Annotated in this window: 11 protein-coding genes; 3 read left to right on the top strand and 8 right to left on the bottom strand. The window is 50.1% G+C overall.

Features of this window, described 5'->3' with window-relative positions; all coding sequences use genetic code 11:
* Nucleotides 1-266 precede the first annotated feature (266 nt).
* On the bottom strand, nucleotides 267-1,454 hold the full coding sequence (locus AC0QH1_RS02105) for a F420-0:Gamma-glutamyl ligase (RefSeq protein WP_324629127.1): 1,188 nt from the start codon (nucleotides 1,452-1,454) through the stop codon (nucleotides 267-269).
* A gap of 478 nt (nucleotides 1,455-1,932) precedes the next feature.
* On the opposite strand from AC0QH1_RS02105, the gene cruF reads away from it, so the two are divergent.
* On the top strand, nucleotides 1,933-2,874 hold the full coding sequence (cruF, locus tag AC0QH1_RS02100; protein WP_324629123.1) for a gamma-carotene 1'-hydroxylase CruF: 942 nt from the start codon (nucleotides 1,933-1,935) through the stop codon (nucleotides 2,872-2,874).
* 42 nt (nucleotides 2,875-2,916) lie between these two features.
* Here the strand turns inward: cruF and AC0QH1_RS02095 are convergent, their stop codons facing one another.
* The 5 genes from AC0QH1_RS02095 to AC0QH1_RS02075 all read right to left on the bottom strand — a co-directional run bounded on the left by AC0QH1_RS02095 (nucleotide 2,917) and on the right by AC0QH1_RS02075 (nucleotide 8,086).
* Nucleotides 2,917-3,309 (bottom strand): hypothetical protein, encoded by a 393-nt coding sequence (locus tag AC0QH1_RS02095; protein ID WP_324629121.1) that lies wholly within the window; start codon nucleotides 3,307-3,309, stop codon nucleotides 2,917-2,919.
* A 113-nt stretch (nucleotides 3,310-3,422) separates the two neighbouring features.
* Nucleotides 3,423-4,535 (bottom strand): glutamate 5-kinase, encoded by a 1,113-nt coding sequence (gene proB / locus AC0QH1_RS02090; protein WP_324629120.1) that lies wholly within the window; start codon nucleotides 4,533-4,535, stop codon nucleotides 3,423-3,425.
* 302 nt (nucleotides 4,536-4,837) lie between these two features.
* Nucleotides 4,838-5,362, bottom strand: coding sequence for a YqeG family HAD IIIA-type phosphatase (locus tag AC0QH1_RS02085; RefSeq protein WP_324629119.1), 525 nt, complete (start codon nucleotides 5,360-5,362; stop codon nucleotides 4,838-4,840).
* 340 nt (nucleotides 5,363-5,702) lie between these two features.
* A complete protein-coding gene (mltG, locus tag AC0QH1_RS02080; protein WP_324629118.1) occupies nucleotides 5,703-6,752 on the bottom strand; it encodes an endolytic transglycosylase MltG in 1,050 nt (349 codons plus the stop codon).
* Nucleotides 6,753-7,504: 752 nt separating this feature from the next.
* Complete coding sequence (locus AC0QH1_RS02075) at nucleotides 7,505-8,086, bottom strand: DUF3727 domain-containing protein (RefSeq protein WP_324629117.1); 582 nt, start codon at nucleotides 8,084-8,086, stop codon at nucleotides 7,505-7,507.
* Between the two features lie 762 nt (nucleotides 8,087-8,848).
* Between AC0QH1_RS02075 and AC0QH1_RS02070 the strand changes: the two genes are divergently transcribed.
* Nucleotides 8,849-9,892: a helix-turn-helix domain-containing protein gene (locus tag AC0QH1_RS02070; RefSeq protein WP_324629115.1), complete on the top strand. Its 1,044-nt coding sequence runs from the start codon at nucleotides 8,849-8,851 to the stop codon at nucleotides 9,890-9,892.
* Nucleotides 9,893-10,090: 198 nt separating this feature from the next.
* Here the strand turns inward: AC0QH1_RS02070 and AC0QH1_RS02065 are convergent, their stop codons facing one another.
* Nucleotides 10,091-10,693: a DUF3611 family protein gene (locus AC0QH1_RS02065; protein WP_324629114.1), complete on the bottom strand. Its 603-nt coding sequence runs from the start codon at nucleotides 10,691-10,693 to the stop codon at nucleotides 10,091-10,093.
* A gap of 1,497 nt (nucleotides 10,694-12,190) precedes the next feature.
* Here AC0QH1_RS02065 and AC0QH1_RS02060 point away from each other — a divergent pair.
* Nucleotides 12,191-12,586 (top strand): PadR family transcriptional regulator, encoded by a 396-nt coding sequence (locus tag AC0QH1_RS02060; RefSeq protein WP_324629125.1) that lies wholly within the window; start codon nucleotides 12,191-12,193, stop codon nucleotides 12,584-12,586.
* A 553-nt stretch (nucleotides 12,587-13,139) separates the two neighbouring features.
* On the opposite strand, the gene AC0QH1_RS02055 is transcribed toward AC0QH1_RS02060, so the two are convergent.
* On the bottom strand, nucleotides 13,140-14,450 hold the full coding sequence (locus AC0QH1_RS02055; protein ID WP_324629113.1) for a tetratricopeptide repeat protein: 1,311 nt from the start codon (nucleotides 14,448-14,450) through the stop codon (nucleotides 13,140-13,142).
* Between the last annotated feature and the right edge of the window lie 331 nt (nucleotides 14,451-14,781).

Genomic DNA, 14,781 nt, shown 5'->3' with positions numbered 1-14,781 from the left:
GGTTTAGGCTGGTCAGGTGGTTAGAAGTACAAGCCCCTGGCTTTAGATATGGGGTTGGTTTCTACGGAGTCCCTGACGTTGGGGGGAGTCTCTCTTTAGCATCGAAGTCCAGAACTGGGCAAACAAACCGTTCCGCAAACGGGAACTTGTATGGCGCAGCACTGAGAGGGATCTTCCCCTGCCTCCCCGACTGGAGAACCGAGGTTAGCGATTAGGCTAAATTTGGGTACCTTTGCAACCTCGGTCCATCGCCTCGGGGTTCCGAATTACGATTGGGATGGATTGCGCGGTCGAATTAATACTACAGGGGTCTGCTCGTCGGCATTGCCTGCAGGATTGCTTCTTAAGGCTTTTTCTAGAAAGGCAGTGGAAAGATCCGGTGTTGCTGCCAATATCTTAACGGCTTTCAAGTCGTTGACGTCTACGATGGCAGCAGATAATCCGGTTTCTTTCTTTATTGTATCTACCACCTGTTGCGGGTTGTCTGGCCCGAGGACGATAAAGCGATCGTAAGGGGGCAATGTCCCAGTGACGTCATCGATTAGCCTTGCTTGTTCCCCGGCGAGTTGATAAAAGCCGCCGCCTTTGCCGAGGATTTTGCCGATCGCCCCCCCCATGAATGCCAGCACCACCCGCAGCGGTCCAACCAGATCTACTAAGGTCTGCAAGCCGCAAGCCGTGGCTAAACTGGCAGTGGGCATGAAGAAGTAGCACAGGCGTTTGGCCACAAAACCGGGGCGCACTTCGCTCGGATGTCGCCATTGGTCTTGCATAATCGCCAAGGGGGTCTCGCCAATAGTCACCACATCCCCGGGCTGGGCGTGGGGCATTACGTACCGTTTCACCACCCCTGTGGCATTGTCGAGGTTACTGAGCAGATGGGTTTTGATGGGTAAAATTTCCGCCTCGGCGTCGGGTACTTCTCGCCAGGAGGTCTCCGCCGCCTGGTCGGGATATTGCAGGGGCACCACCACATAGCGGTCTTTGGGAATCCGCCCTTGCGGCCCGTAGGTGACGTAGGTGATTTTGACTAAGGCGGATTTGAGTCCCTCCAGATGCGGTCCGCAAATCTCGATCGCCACTTTGAAGCGGGTGGTTTTGCCAATTTTCACGATGTAGGCAAACCAGTATCCGTCTTCTCTGGCAGGGGCATCTGGGTGCATGGGAACGATTTTCGTCCGCCAGGTGACTTCTTCTAAGCTGCGATCGGATAATAGGGTGACATCTACGTTCACTTCGGGCACCATAATCTCTAGGTTTTTGGTGCGGTTGATCGCTTCGAGTTCTCCGATGAGCTGATGTCGATCCGGGGAGAGGATTTCCTGTTTCCAGGTGCCGGTGGTCAGGTCCAGTTCGTTTCCGGGACGCTGCCGATATTTCAGTTCAAAGGCGGTTCCAGCGGCTGCGAGTACCGCAGCGGCGCTTCCCAGTCCGATTCCAAGTGTTTCTGCGATCGCCACAATTGCTCCTCAATTAATCGTAAAATAGGGGTTTATAGTGGCCAAGCCACCTACTGTGGGTTCTGTGACTTGGCATCTCCAGGTTTATATCATTTTGTTCGCCCACTCCAGGGCACGGAATTGCCATTCGGTGTCTCGCCACTTCCGAGATAGAGTCACAGAAGATTTACCACGGATTTTTCCCCGCCGATCGCCTCTATTCCGGATCCGATTCCCCACCCTTCATCCCCTCCTCCCCGCTTTTGTTCAAAAAATCCCTTCTTAAAAATTTTCGCCCCGCTTCTGTTTCCCTTACCCTACCCATAGCGTTTCTCTGTGTTACCTGAGCTACATTTAGGTCAGGCACCTCCCTGTGCTATCGCTTTTGCTCAACTCGCCACTTCCTGACCCAAATCAAACGTTCTATTCTTCCTAAAGATTTGTAAACTATTATGAAGCTCCATCTGAGTGTCAGATTAGTTTGAGAATTACAATGAAGCAACTTGCAACTGCCGAACGTCTCTGCCTGATTACCCATACTGCGTCAATGGCGTTTGGACTGGCAGGGCTGCTGCTAGTCTTACCCCATCCAGAATTTATCGTCAACTTATCATCATGGGGACAGAAATGTTTCCAGTGGAGCATGGCTGGGGGGGGAGTGTCCTATATCATTTTAGGAGCTGCGGCGGTGGCCATCTATGCCTATAGGCACCTTGGAATGCGACGGTGGCTAACATTTATGTTGCCGTCAGTATTTTTATCCTTGGGAAGCGAATTATTGGGAACCAGTACCGGATTTCCCTTCGGTCACTATCAATATTTGAGTGGGTTAGGTTATAAAATTGCGGGACTGGTGCCGTTTACCATTCCCCTGTCGTGGTTTTACATGGGGTTTGTCTCCTACGTGTTAGGGCGCGCAGCGTTAGAAGCGAAAGAAGTGCCCAACTGGGTGCGGCACCTCGGCGCGATCGCGATCGGATCGGTCCTGCTCACCGCCTGGGATTTCGTACTCGACCCCGCCATGAGTCAAACCGGCTTTCCGTTTTGGCAATTCCAAGAAACCGGCGCCTTTTTTGGAATGCCCTACCGAAATCTGTTGGGTTGGATGGGCACAGGCGCAATATATATGACCGTAGCGGCCCTATTCTGGGGCAATACCAGGCTGCAACTGTATCGTCCGCAACTGGGTTTACCGTTGATTACCTATTTAGTGAATTTTGCCTTCGGCGCGATTATTACGTTAGTGGCACTAGATTCGCAGTTTGTGATTCCCACCTTACTCAGCATTGCTTTAGGAGTGGTGCCGGCAGTGGTGCTGTGGTGGATTGCATCGGACGATCGCAAACCAGAAGAGAGGGTTGACTTGGATACCGTGGCGACGAGCGATCGGCTCAACCAGGTGCCAGTCGCCTCTGTGGAAATGGCAGCCAAATAAATCATCGGGTGTTGACGCGCCAGAGTCGTCAACACCCTGATTTTAGGTGTCTGGGTTTTGCTGCTGTAGCATTTCTAATTCCATTCGCAAAGCAGCAACCTGGGCGGTGAGTTCCTGCAAATCTTGATAAACTTGCGGATCCTCCGGGGGTCTAGAGGGTGCAGCGGGCGAGGGAGTAGAAGAAGCAGATGAGGGCGCTTCAGAGGGCGATCGCTCTTGATTCATCAAGGTATCGACGAAATTGCGAGCTTCGCGTTCGGTCATCTCGCCTTTTTCAGCCCATTTTCTCGTCAGTTCGCTGCTATCTAATTGCAAGTCAGCCAGATTTTCTTCGCGTTTCTCGGAATCTTGAATGCTCTCGAGTAGGGAAGCCGTCGCCCCCACACCGACACGAAATCCGGTATGCACAAATTCAAATAGGTTATCGGGGTTCATAATTCGCGCAATGTCCAACTAAAGTATTTGCGGGATTGACAATTGACCGGGAATCTCTGTTAGGGATTATAGAAGATTCAGCCAAATGCTGGCAGAATTGGCAATCGCCAGAATTAGCTTATTAAAACTAAGTTATCCCGGTGAACTACCGTGTCAGCACCGATGTAGCCTAAAATGGCGGGAATTTCCTCCGAACGGTAGCCCTGAATTTTTTGCAGTTCGGCGCTGCTATAGTTGACCAAACCGCGAGCCATTTCCTGACCCTGGCTGTCGCATAGCTGCACTGCATCCGATGCCTCGAATTCTCCCACCACATCCAGGATTCCCGCCGCTAACAGGGATTTGCCGCGCTTACAGATTGCTTTGACCGCACCGCGATCGAGATAGATTTTTCCAGAAGGAATCACCGCATTGGCAATCCAGCGCTTGCGAGCATTGCTAGCGTGCGGTTGCGCTTCAAATTGGGTGCCAATCGGTTCGCCTTGCAGGATTTTGGCAATATTGCGCGGATGTTGACCGGAGGTAATCACGGTGCGAACCCCCGCACTGGTGGCAATCCGCGCGGCTTCGATTTTGGTGAACATGCCCCCGGTGCCCCAGTTGGTGCCAGTGCCGCTGGTTTCTACTTGTAGTTGCGTGAGTTCTTCGAGGTTTTGAATGAGGGTAATCGGTTGAGCATCGGGATTAGAGCGCGGATCGGCGGAATAGAGGCGATCGACATCGGTGAGTAAAAACAGCCAGTCCGCTTCGATCAAACTGGCAACCATTGCCGATAGCCTGTCGTTGTCTCCAAATTGGAGTTCTTCCACCGCCACGGTGTCGTTTTCGTTCACGATCGGGATCGCCCCGAGGTTGAGCAATTCTTGGAAGGTGTTGTATGCATTGACGTAGCGATCGCGCTGCATCAAGTCACTGCGGGTGAGCAGCACTTGGGCAATGGGTTGTCCCAGGGAGGTGAATAAGTCGTCGTAAACTCGCATCAAGCGTCCCTGACCCACAGCCGCCACCGCTTGTTTGCGCGCCATCGTTCGCGGGCGTTCTTTTAAGCCTAACTGACCAGAGCCGACCCCCACCGCACCGGAAGACACCAACACCAGTCGGTGCCCCTCTCGCTGCAGATTGCACATGGTTTCCACCAGGGTGGCAATCGTGGAAAGCGCCAGATTGCCATTCGTGACTTGAGTGAGGCTGGAAGTACCGATTTTGACGATTATGGTTTGCGACATCCGAAACTTGCAAGCTCTATTAGGTATTAATAATTGGCGATTAGCAATATTTTGTCAAGTTTTCCTGACAAACAGCGGACAACCGACCCGTTTATGATTGTAAAGCGCCAGCCCTCGTTTCGGTGAAGGCTGGCGCTTTTCTTGGAGGAAAATATTGGGTGGGGTTTTATGGTTAGGGTCTTTATATCGGCTGACCCCATTTGAACTGTCTCTATTCTGCCTGAGTTTTTTGCCCGGGTGAGGATTTCTTAATCTTTTCTTTATATTTCGCTTTGTAAAAAGTTGTAACGAAAAACAAAGATTTATTTTCCACCCGTCAGGGAAGCGCCAAAGATTTGAGACAGCCAGACTTCGAGCGATCGCAGTCGGTAAGGGGGGGGAGCCACCATTCCCGGATCCACCATTGGCTCCACCAAAATGGTAAACATTCCCAAGCGATTGCCCGCGAGGACGTCAGTAAACAAGCGATCGCCCACCATCGCCACCTTTTCCACCGGCAGCTCCATCGCCGCCACCGCCTGTCGCAACTTTCGCCGCGACGGTTTCGCCGCCCCAGTAATATAGGGCAAATTCAACGCTTTCGCAATTCCACCAATGCGAGATTCGCTGATATTATTGCTCACCAACCACACCGGGACAATCGGTCGAATCTGTTCCACCCACTGCTGCAAATAGTCAGACACCGTAACCTCGCTAATCGGCACCAAAGTATCGTCCACATCCAATACCAGTCCCTTAATATCGTACTGCTTCAAAATAGCCGGCGTCAGACTCAAAATCGAGTCATCCAAAAATAAATCAGGCTCTAAGAGTTTGCCCCAAGTCATAACATTTAATTATCAATAAATCCATCCGACGACGCTCGAGTACCCCCATCAAAACATGATGAGTTCTGTCGATCGCTTCGCCCGAGATCCAACAGAACGAGAAACCCAAGAGTTGCTGCCCTTGAAGATTGGCTGATGTAGCATCTGGGCAGACATTCCCATCCCATCCCCGAACCTGTTCGCACTGCTCGGAAGTACCGATGGGTTCTGTCGCTGCTGGGCGTCGCCTCTTGCCCAAATTCTACTCTCGCCCGTCCTCTTCTGCTCATAATTGTGACACATGAATGCCACTCCTCCCACCGAGGGGAAAATTGGCAAAGAAAAAGCCTAGCCCCCGATTCTATTGTTGCTCAGCTTCCCGGCGATCCCAAATCGCATCTTGCGCCGCCTCATGTTCCGCTAACGTGCGGCTAAACACATGAGTGCCATCATAGCGAGCCACAAAATAAAGAAACTCGGTTTCTTCCGGATTCAACGTGGCTTCTAAACTCGGAATTCCAGGGGCGGCAATAGGAGTGGGCGGCAAACCCGGATTGAGATAGGTATTGTACGGAGAAGGGGTTTCCACCTGATCCCAAGTCAAAGGGCGATCGGCAGTTTGTTTGATGCCCAACCCATATTCCACCGTCGGATCGGCTCCTAATTTCATCCCCTTTTCCAGCCGATTGGTAAACACCCCGGCAATCAAACCCCGTTCTGAGGCAACCACCGATTCTTTTTCCACAATACTGGCAAGCGTGACCCATTCGAGGAGGCTCAAATCGGTTGACGAGGCATTTTGCTGATAAGTGGGCAACGCCACCCGTTCAAACTGATCGAGCATTTGTTTGATGACTGCCTCTGCAGAAATGTCATCGGCTCTCAGTTTATAGGTGTCGGGATATAAAAACCCTTCTAAATGCGGTAAATTGTCTGGCAACCAAGGGTATTGAGCATAGGGAATTTCTTTCGTGGCGGCGAGAAATTCTGCCGCACTGAAAAAGCCTTCTGACTCGAAGTATTGAGCCATATCTTTCAAGGTCCACCCTTCGGGAATGGTGAAATCGAGCTGCATGACTTCTCCATTCCACAATTTTTCCGCGATCGCCTGCATCGGTTGAGTGGGGGAGAGTTGGTAGATTCCCGCCTTGTAGCCGCCACCGGCATTTTGCCGCGATAACCAGCGAGTCCAAAGGTTCCACGCCGTTGCCGAACGAATCACCCCTTGTTCTTCTAGCTGACGCCCGATGACCTGTCCTGGGGATCCGGGTTTGACTTCCACAATTTCCAACTGCGGTGGAGAATCGGGAGAATCTCCCCCGGAAGATGCTTCCACTGGCGCACTCGATCGCACCCACCAATTCCAGCCCTGCCACGCCCCAACTCCCAAAATGGCGATCGTGACCAGCATCAGATATAAGAACCAATTTGTCTTTGTTTTTCCAGCTGCCATATGCATGTTTAGCTTCAATAACGATCGCTGGCTGCCGCAAGCAGATTCCCGCCCTCCGTTTCCTAAGCTTTAGCACTCCCGGCAATCCCCACCGCTCAGTGGATCGGTTTGCAAACACCACCCTCGAGCATTCTGGTAGGTTTACCTATAAGCGTAGCCTTGCGGTGCCATACGTTACGGGACATTTGCGGTAGATTAAAGGTTTACGATTACCGGATTGTTTTTAGGGTAGCTTTTTTGGCAAGCTTTCTGCTACTGTTTCCACCAACCCAAATTTGGTTTGTGGACTCGCGATTTTTTTCCTGGAAAACCAATCCTACCGCATTTTTCTCCATTTTCCCCCCACTCAATTTCCCTGCTGTAAACTTTTCATAAATTCCGGTTCGTTCATGTTAACTCCTTCCCCGGCTCCCGCAGAAGCAAACCCCCCAGGCAAGACACGATACAAGCCTGTTTTTGAATATCGATATCCTCTCTCTCCCTCGCCCACTAGCCTACCCCTTTTCACCTTCAATTGGTATCGGTTTTATTTTTCCCCTGCTAGTTAACTTCAACCCAGTTAATAAAAAAACTCGCGGTGACAACAGAAGGAAAAAACCGGGAATATTGACAATGTTTCACCCGGGGACGGGCTAAGGGAAAGCCTGACACCAGTCCCCGGGTGTCTCCCGGGCGGGGGACAGGGGTAAAAACCGGGGCAAGCAACTCGATTAATCCAGGTCTTCAAACAGACGTTCTTGAATTATCTGTTCCAAGGTGGGCATCAGCGGTTCGAGTTGTTTGAACTCTTCATCGTTGAGCAATTCAGGCTCAGCGCGATCGTTGAGTCGAGCTAAGATGAAGAAAGGGTCAAGGGGAGCATAGATGGCATATTCTTGTTCTTCTTCATAGAAATTTGCCAGCAATTGCAATTCCTCATATTCTTCATCACCCAGAGGTTCTTCCTCTTCTTCGGACTCTTCTGAGAAGTCAGGAAGAATTCCACTGACCGTCAAGGTGACAGCAGTGCGCTTGAGGTTCAGATTTTGTTCCTCGAGAACGGCTTTTGCCGTATTAAAGATTTGGTCAATTTCTTCTTCCGTGACGGGGATAGGTTCGTCTGACTCCTCATCATCGGGCCAAGCAAAAATTTCCACGGGAGTATCCACGGGAATGAGAAGCACGTAAGTTTGACCGTGAAGTTCTACAGAATGCTCGATATAGCAAGGCAGGGAGCGGCCAAATTCATCCGTCAGAATTACGGAATCAGCGTGGGCTTGTCCATTTTCGTTGGGGGATTGAGATCGCGACATGAGACAGATAAGGGAAGGATTAAAAGCAGTACCTAGGACAGGGGTGTATGAATTTTGGGAGCTATAGCCCGAGGGGCGGTCACTCGCACGCGGGAGTTGTTAGGATGGCAACCCCCTCGACACCGATGGCACTCATCAGGATATCACAAGGACACATCAGTGGAAATTATTTTTCGGCCAGCTTCCTCCCAGGGACATAGGAGGTTTTGGAAGAAGCGAACCCAAAGCTGCGATCGCGCCAAAAAGGCCGATGTTGTCAACCGATGGTATTGGCTTGAGAAAAGCGGGGATGAGCCGCTCGAGTAGCGCGATCGCATTCCGGGGGTGTTCCAGCTTCAGTGGTGGGAAACTGCTGTTTTGCCTTCAGGAGTTGCCTAGGCTAAATGGTTTCCCGAGTTGCACCATGCCCCAGGAAACGACAAAACTTCCCCTTGCTTTTTCCGGTTTTGTAGTAGCCGTAAAAGAAGGATTGGTTTTCCAGTAATTTCCCCATATCACTAGAGTTTATAGCGGTCTATATTGCCCGGTGGCAAGTTTTTCTATTTATTCCATCAAAGAAGAAAATTCAGGGGACTGGGGCGCTGTAGGAACGAATGAATTCTTTTTTATCCGGAGTATTTAAAAAACAACTGAATTAAGATATTTAGTAACCTATGCAAAGGTCATTAAAGCTTATATTTTATTTCTCCAAATTGAAGACATGAAGCAATTTTTGTTATTTTTATTAAGTGTTGACTAAGAAACCGGGAGAGTTTTATAGCAATGGAATCGGTCTCTATTTCCAGGGAGTCAGGTTACAAAGAGGAATTAACCACTTCTATCTTGACTCAGATTCAGGCTGAACTTTATCAGACGGAAGTTTACCAGAGCGTTCTTAAAACGTTAGAAAAGCAACTGGACAAGCGGGAGGAAAGTGCCCAAGTTTTGCTCGAAGCAGTGGCTAGACAAGCCATCTGGCTGGCATTGAAGCAAGTGGCTAAAAACGCGAAAGAAGAAAAATTAACTGGGGGGGAGAAAATTAGCGGAAATCATTTGCGGGTGTTAGGGGAGTCGCCGTCACCTTGTTTCTCTCCAGAGGATATAGCCGAGTGGCAAACAGCCCAGGGAGAGTTCAACGACGCAGAATCGAACAGCGCCAATGGGAAGCGCCGTGGTGGGGATGGCACAGACCGAGGCGATCGCAACTCTAAATTTCAACAAACATTGCAGAAGCTTTTCCCATCCCAGCCAACCGGGGAGAACACTGGAGAAAATAATGAAAACTCGGCTGAAAAATGGAAAGCAGCCATACGGCAAATGGGGGAAGAATTAAAACGAGCGAGGCAAGAGCGCTCCTTATCCCTAGAAGAACTTCATCGGGAAACATTAGTTCCCTTGCATCATTTGCAAGCTCTCGAAAACGGGAACATTGACAGATTGCCAGAACATATTTACGTCCGCAGCTTTATCCATAAAATTGGAGAAGTGATGGGATTAGAGGGTACTGGAATGGCAGCTTGCTTGTCGGTACCCTTATCGGAAACCAAAGTGGTGCCCTCGTGGTCTGCCAAGGATCCCAAACTCGGGTTTTCCTTAAGTCCAGTACATTTATATCTTGGCTACACCGCCCTGATGGCAGGGGCAATTGGGGGACTGGCGTGGATGTCAGAGCAAACCGCTTCCGAAAACCTGCGCGAACCGGATCCGGGAGTAATTTCTCCCGCGACGGAAACCACCGCACCAACTTCTTCCCCCGGGGTAAGTTCGTCCCCCCAAAGTTTTGCCCCAACCTCTGGGATTGCGCCGCCGGAAGCCATTATTCCTTAAGCGATCGCCAAGGATTAAACTGGCGTTGTGCAACCCGCCACCAGATTTGAGCGATCGCGAAGGGTAGCCTGGTAGCCTCTCGGGATGAGACGCGCGGTGTCGGGCGGTAGGAACACTTAGGCGGCGGAAGCATTGCGCTGAATTTCGCGAAATAATCGGTGGGAGAGTTGAATTTCTCCCACTGTTCAAGCCGATGAATTACTCCTGAGTTTTGTTATAAATCCAATTGAGCAACCACAAGGCGGTGACAATTCCGGCAAAGTGGGCGACAATCGTATGAGTATTGGCCAGCACCACAAAAATATCCAACGGTTGAATAAACTGATTGAGATTAACAGCCGTGGTGGGAAGGGTGCCGGCTTGGTACTGCACTGCCTTTGCCAGCAGGGTGCCCCCGATCGCTTCTGCACCCATCAGGGAGAATAGCATTCCGACTAAATTCACGATTAAACCACGCTGTAGCAGTTGGAATGCATCTGCCTTTTTCGGGCGCAGCTTGGGATTTGGGGATTCAAGCTGGATAGCCAGACGGGTATAACGAAATGCCCAATAAATACTGATGCCTAGAGTAATCAGTCCGAGTACGGCGAAAAACGTGCCCGGACCGGTGCCGACATTTCTGGTACTGGCACCTTGGGTTGCTTGGGGACTATCCACCAAAATGGCAAATAAGAAAATGAGTCCAGCGACCACAGCGAGGACTACCTGCACCCAGAAACTAATCCAGCCAAACCTGCGAAATGCAGGAATAACGCGCTGGAGTGCTGGTGGAAGTGCTTTGAGGTCTGAGTTATCTGACATAGAGATTTGCAGTTGCCGTGATGGGCTTTCATGCCAAGCCGCTCTTGCTTAATGATAGACCAATGCACTCTCAGGTTGCCGGACAAGTGGGTTGCATTGATGAGAGTTTTGGCAGGATAGGTTGAATTTTAAGCCACAATGAAAGAAAATTGAGAACATTAGCGGCGAGAAGATCGTCACCAGGTCGGGGATGCGTCTGCAAGAGCGAAATATCAGTGGCTTACAGCGGTTAGTCTGAGGAGCAGTTGTTCCTACAGATGTACTGTTGCTCGACGAGGTGCTTTAATCCCGATCCAGGGTGGTTTATAGCGGACACGACGGGCGATCGCCAAACAATGCACGACAAGCTCAATATCATCGAGGTAATTTTAAGGGTAAATCTCCTGTCGGAGACTGATTTATCTGGTAGTGTGTGGCATCGCAGAGCCTACGTCTCGATAATGGAGTTTTCTCAAAAACCCCCCTCGAGTCGGGCGAAACCGCCATCAGCTCTATGCTCATGCCCCAGTCTAAGGGTCGCAAAATCCCGAACCAGTGGGTTGGGTGTGTGTTGTACTGATACGGATGCAGACTCTGGGTAAAGTGACCGTAGATTGTGTCCCTAACTCCGCAAAGGATGTCCGTAAGGTAGCTGTAAGCGCCAAAGTCTCAACGCAGAGTTGCATTTTTCCGCCGTCTCGTGCCCTTTTTGCTCCTGGTGGGCAACATAGATGGGCATCGATATGAAAGGGTGCATTTTGGCGAGCGGCGATCGCAAGAGTGATGAGGAAAAATATTTCCGGACTTGCTTTGACAAGCTCAATTTAAATTGAAACTTAACCGGGCTTGGATGGCGTTTTCCACAACATTGAGGGTGACATTTAGTTATTGAAAAGTAGGCGTGAGATAACACAGGGGCTTGAAGTCTAACAATAAGCGCCATCGTTTCAAAGGTAGCGACCTACTTTTTATTGAAGCCAGTTATACGAGAAACTTCCTGGCGTTTGAATTATTGAATTAGGGTGCTGATTTTCGCTGATTGAGGGTGCATCAAGCTGTAAAAGTTGACTTGAAATAGGGTGTCTTGACAACTCTATACCAGGTGGTTATGCAGTGAATCCTGACTGGAAGCCTTTCTAGCAGCAAAAGCCAATCGGAAATTTGATAAATTTTCCAACCCAAAGGATGGAAAATTACGGGGTTATTTTATCCCGTTCAATTATTCCAGTGGTGAATCGGGTTATTTCTATAAATAAATTTCCGAGTTCACAAGAGCGAGAGGCTAGCTGAAAAGCGTTTTCGGATTCATGCTGGAGCCAAAATGACTTGGTTTATCTCTGGCTTTGTGCCGGAATAATGATGAATCGATAACCATTTTCGCTCGGGGCTTGGGTCTTTCAGGTAATCGGGGTTGATTTTGACCCTATAGCTAGCAAACAACCACAAAACCGTCAAAATTTCAGGGCGTAAAAACCTGTCTAAATCAGTATGAAATGGGGTATTCAGCGGGTAAATCAGATGAAGTTTGAAGATATCTATGATTTTTTTCAAAATCCACCACCGACGTATTTGAATAAGGAACTGACCGTGTGTTACGTTCTTTCAGTCTTGTTGAGTGGAGATTCCTATGGAACTGAACTGATCCAAAAACTAGAGCGCGAATACCCGGAGTATAGACTGTCCGACACTGTACTCTATAGCGCGCTCAAATTTCTGGAAAACGAAGAAGCAATTCGAGGGTATTGGAAAAAAGTTGAAGGACGAGGACGACCGAGGCGGATGTACCAAGTCTCTCCCGAATCGCGATCGCAAGCTGAAGAATTGGCAAGGCTTTGGCAAGAATACGTGAAGCAAGGAGAAGGGCGAGAGGGGTGTGGCGAAGCCACCTTTACCGCCAATGAAGAAACCGGCTAGACTATCGGTAAACTCAGTAAACTAACCCTCTCTATCGCCCTTTGGGTTGCAGCACTCGTGCACCCCAAAGGGCGGTTAAATTTTTGGGTTTCACGAACCTGACATCCTCCCGACAAGGTTATGTCAATTCCGAGGGTACTAGAATATCACTTGCTATTATCTAGATCCCCACCTATGGATAGCTCTCTCGGCGGCGTCTCTATGTCAAGAGAGGTTCGGGTATGCCCTACTCTACCGAGCTGAGGGCATCGACTTTTTTGGGTTTTTCATTTATCCTTGTTGTAGCTGGCTCTGGCTGTTTAAAGAGTTCTCGCTACTTTTTGCCCTTTAGTGTTTTTCGTTTGAGAGTGTCTACTGTTTCCGCAGCATTTTCGTATGGGTCGGCGGTTTTTCAACCTGAAAGCTGATTGGATTTTAGCATAAATTCCGAGGGCAATCGATCGCGACGCTCACCAAACAAGGGTAGAGCGCGAGCCTTTTTGCGGGTTTAAATAAAAGTGCGGGTAGGCGATCGCAATTCCCTTACACTCACGGGCAATTTTGCCGTGCTTGACTACTGATTTTTCAACCGATCGCTCGCTTGCGTGCGGTAGCGCCACGCTGTGGGGTCATCCGGGCGCAGTTCCAGGGCGCGATCGTAAGCGGCGATCGCTTCGGCTTGATAAGCCAATCTTTCTAAGGTTTGTCCCCGACATAACCAGGCATCATAGTCATGGGGTTGAACTTGCAACACGCGATCGAACGCCGCGATCGCGGCTTCGTAGCGCTGCAAGTTTCCCAACGCCGCCCCTCGGTTAAACCACCCCGCTGCATAGTCCGGTTGCAGTTCTATCGCTTTATCATAGCACTCGATCGCCGCTTCGTAGCGCTGCAAGTCGTACAGTACATTCCCTAAATTATACCAGGCGTGATGGCTGGTGGGATTTACCCTAATCGCTTCCTCATAGGCTGCGACTGCTTCTTCTTGTCGCTGCAATTGTACCAACGCTTTACCTCGCGCACAATAGCTTTGGGGCGAGTTCGCTGCCATTTCCACCACTTGCTCAAAATCCGCCGTAGCTTTTTCCCTCTCCTGTAACGCTTGGTAAGCTAGCCCCCGCTGCGTTAGGGCGGGGGCGTGCTCTGGATGGGCATCTAAACAGCGATCCAAATGGGCGATCGCTTCTCGATACAGTCCCATCCGATGACAAGCCACCGCCAACCCATACAATACTTCTGCGCTTTGCGATGTCAATTGCGCCGCTTGCTGAAAACTGGTTAACGCGGAAGGATATTGTCGGCGATCGAGCTGGGCTTGTCCCTGGCTGAGCCATTTTTCTACCCTATCCTCTGGTTTGTCTGAGATAGAGTTCGTAGCAGAATCGATAGATTGGGGAATTTGCCCTGGGCGATCGAGCAATTGTTGTCCGATTTCACCGGCAACCTCTGCCAATGTGCCACAGTTGAGCTGTCCTAACTGCACCATGCGCTTTGCCAATTCGCGATTCGGAATCGGGGACTCGAGCAGGCGATCGCCAAACTCCCGCAACCACTCCACCCATTTTTCTTCTCCTTCATTTTTCGCCACCGACTTGACAGATGAGGCCGTGTTATGGTATCCTCCGTACCCTAAACCTTTGATGAATTGCAAAACCTGCATCTGAGTCCACCCCCGATGCACTCCTTCTAGCAGTTGGGTAAATAAAAACTCATAGTCTACTGGGGTTAAGGGCGCACGGGGTTGCGGCTTCAAGACAACTGTTTTCCCTGAATGGGAAGCTCGAAACGGCTTGCTCCACTTGCCAAACAAGCGCCGCCAGAATGCAGCTGCATATTGCCAACTGCGCCGTAGCCTTTTCCACAGTGCTTGGATCGAGTGCCTCATCTTCAATTCTTCATGCCTGAAACTGCTTTGGTCGTGCCGATCGCTCCATCGGCTTATTTTCTGCTTTATTCTGAGGGTGAGCCAGTTTATCCCCTTTAAAAGGTCAGATTCTCCTAGAGGTCCCCCCCCCAAAGCAACCGCACATTTAATCGGCATAGGCGTGACGATTTCGAGATGCACAATCCCTGCCAATCGGTTTCCATAAACTTGTAAACTAAATCGCCTTTATTTTAATCTCTCTCGAGTGTATAGCCTTTCTCAGATTGATGTGGTACGTAGCCGAATAGTCATTACCGCGCTTGCACCTCCGAAATGAAAAATTCTCTACCTT

Source organism: Phormidium sp. CCY1219, from assembly GCF_055795085.1.
Note: the sequence above shows the minus strand (reverse complement) of the source record. Positions and strands in the feature narration are given on the sequence as shown.

What these genes read in the sequence shown, in the direction of transcription:
- AC0QH1_RS02060 (WP_324629125.1), top strand. Translation starts at nt 12,191, where the DNA reads ATGAAGTTTGAAGATATCTATGATTTTTTTCAAAATCCACCACCGACG.
- proB (WP_324629120.1), bottom strand. Translation starts at nt 4,535, where the DNA reads ATGTCGCAAACCATAATCGTCAAAATCGGTACTTCCAGCCTCACTCAA.
- AC0QH1_RS02085 (WP_324629119.1), bottom strand. Translation starts at nt 5,362, where the DNA reads ATGACTTGGGGCAAACTCTTAGAGCCTGATTTATTTTTGGATGACTCG.
- cruF (WP_324629123.1), top strand. Translation starts at nt 1,933, where the DNA reads ATGAAGCAACTTGCAACTGCCGAACGTCTCTGCCTGATTACCCATACT.
- AC0QH1_RS02070 (WP_324629115.1), top strand. Translation starts at nt 8,849, where the DNA reads ATGGAATCGGTCTCTATTTCCAGGGAGTCAGGTTACAAAGAGGAATTA.
- mltG (WP_324629118.1), bottom strand. Translation starts at nt 6,752, where the DNA reads ATGCTGGTCACGATCGCCATTTTGGGAGTTGGGGCGTGGCAGGGCTGG.
- AC0QH1_RS02065 (WP_324629114.1), bottom strand. Translation starts at nt 10,693, where the DNA reads ATGTCAGATAACTCAGACCTCAAAGCACTTCCACCAGCACTCCAGCGC.
- AC0QH1_RS02095 (WP_324629121.1), bottom strand. Translation starts at nt 3,309, where the DNA reads ATGAACCCCGATAACCTATTTGAATTTGTGCATACCGGATTTCGTGTC.
- AC0QH1_RS02055 (WP_324629113.1), bottom strand. Translation starts at nt 14,450, where the DNA reads ATGAGGCACTCGATCCAAGCACTGTGGAAAAGGCTACGGCGCAGTTGG.
- AC0QH1_RS02075 (WP_324629117.1), bottom strand. Translation starts at nt 8,086, where the DNA reads ATGTCGCGATCTCAATCCCCCAACGAAAATGGACAAGCCCACGCTGAT.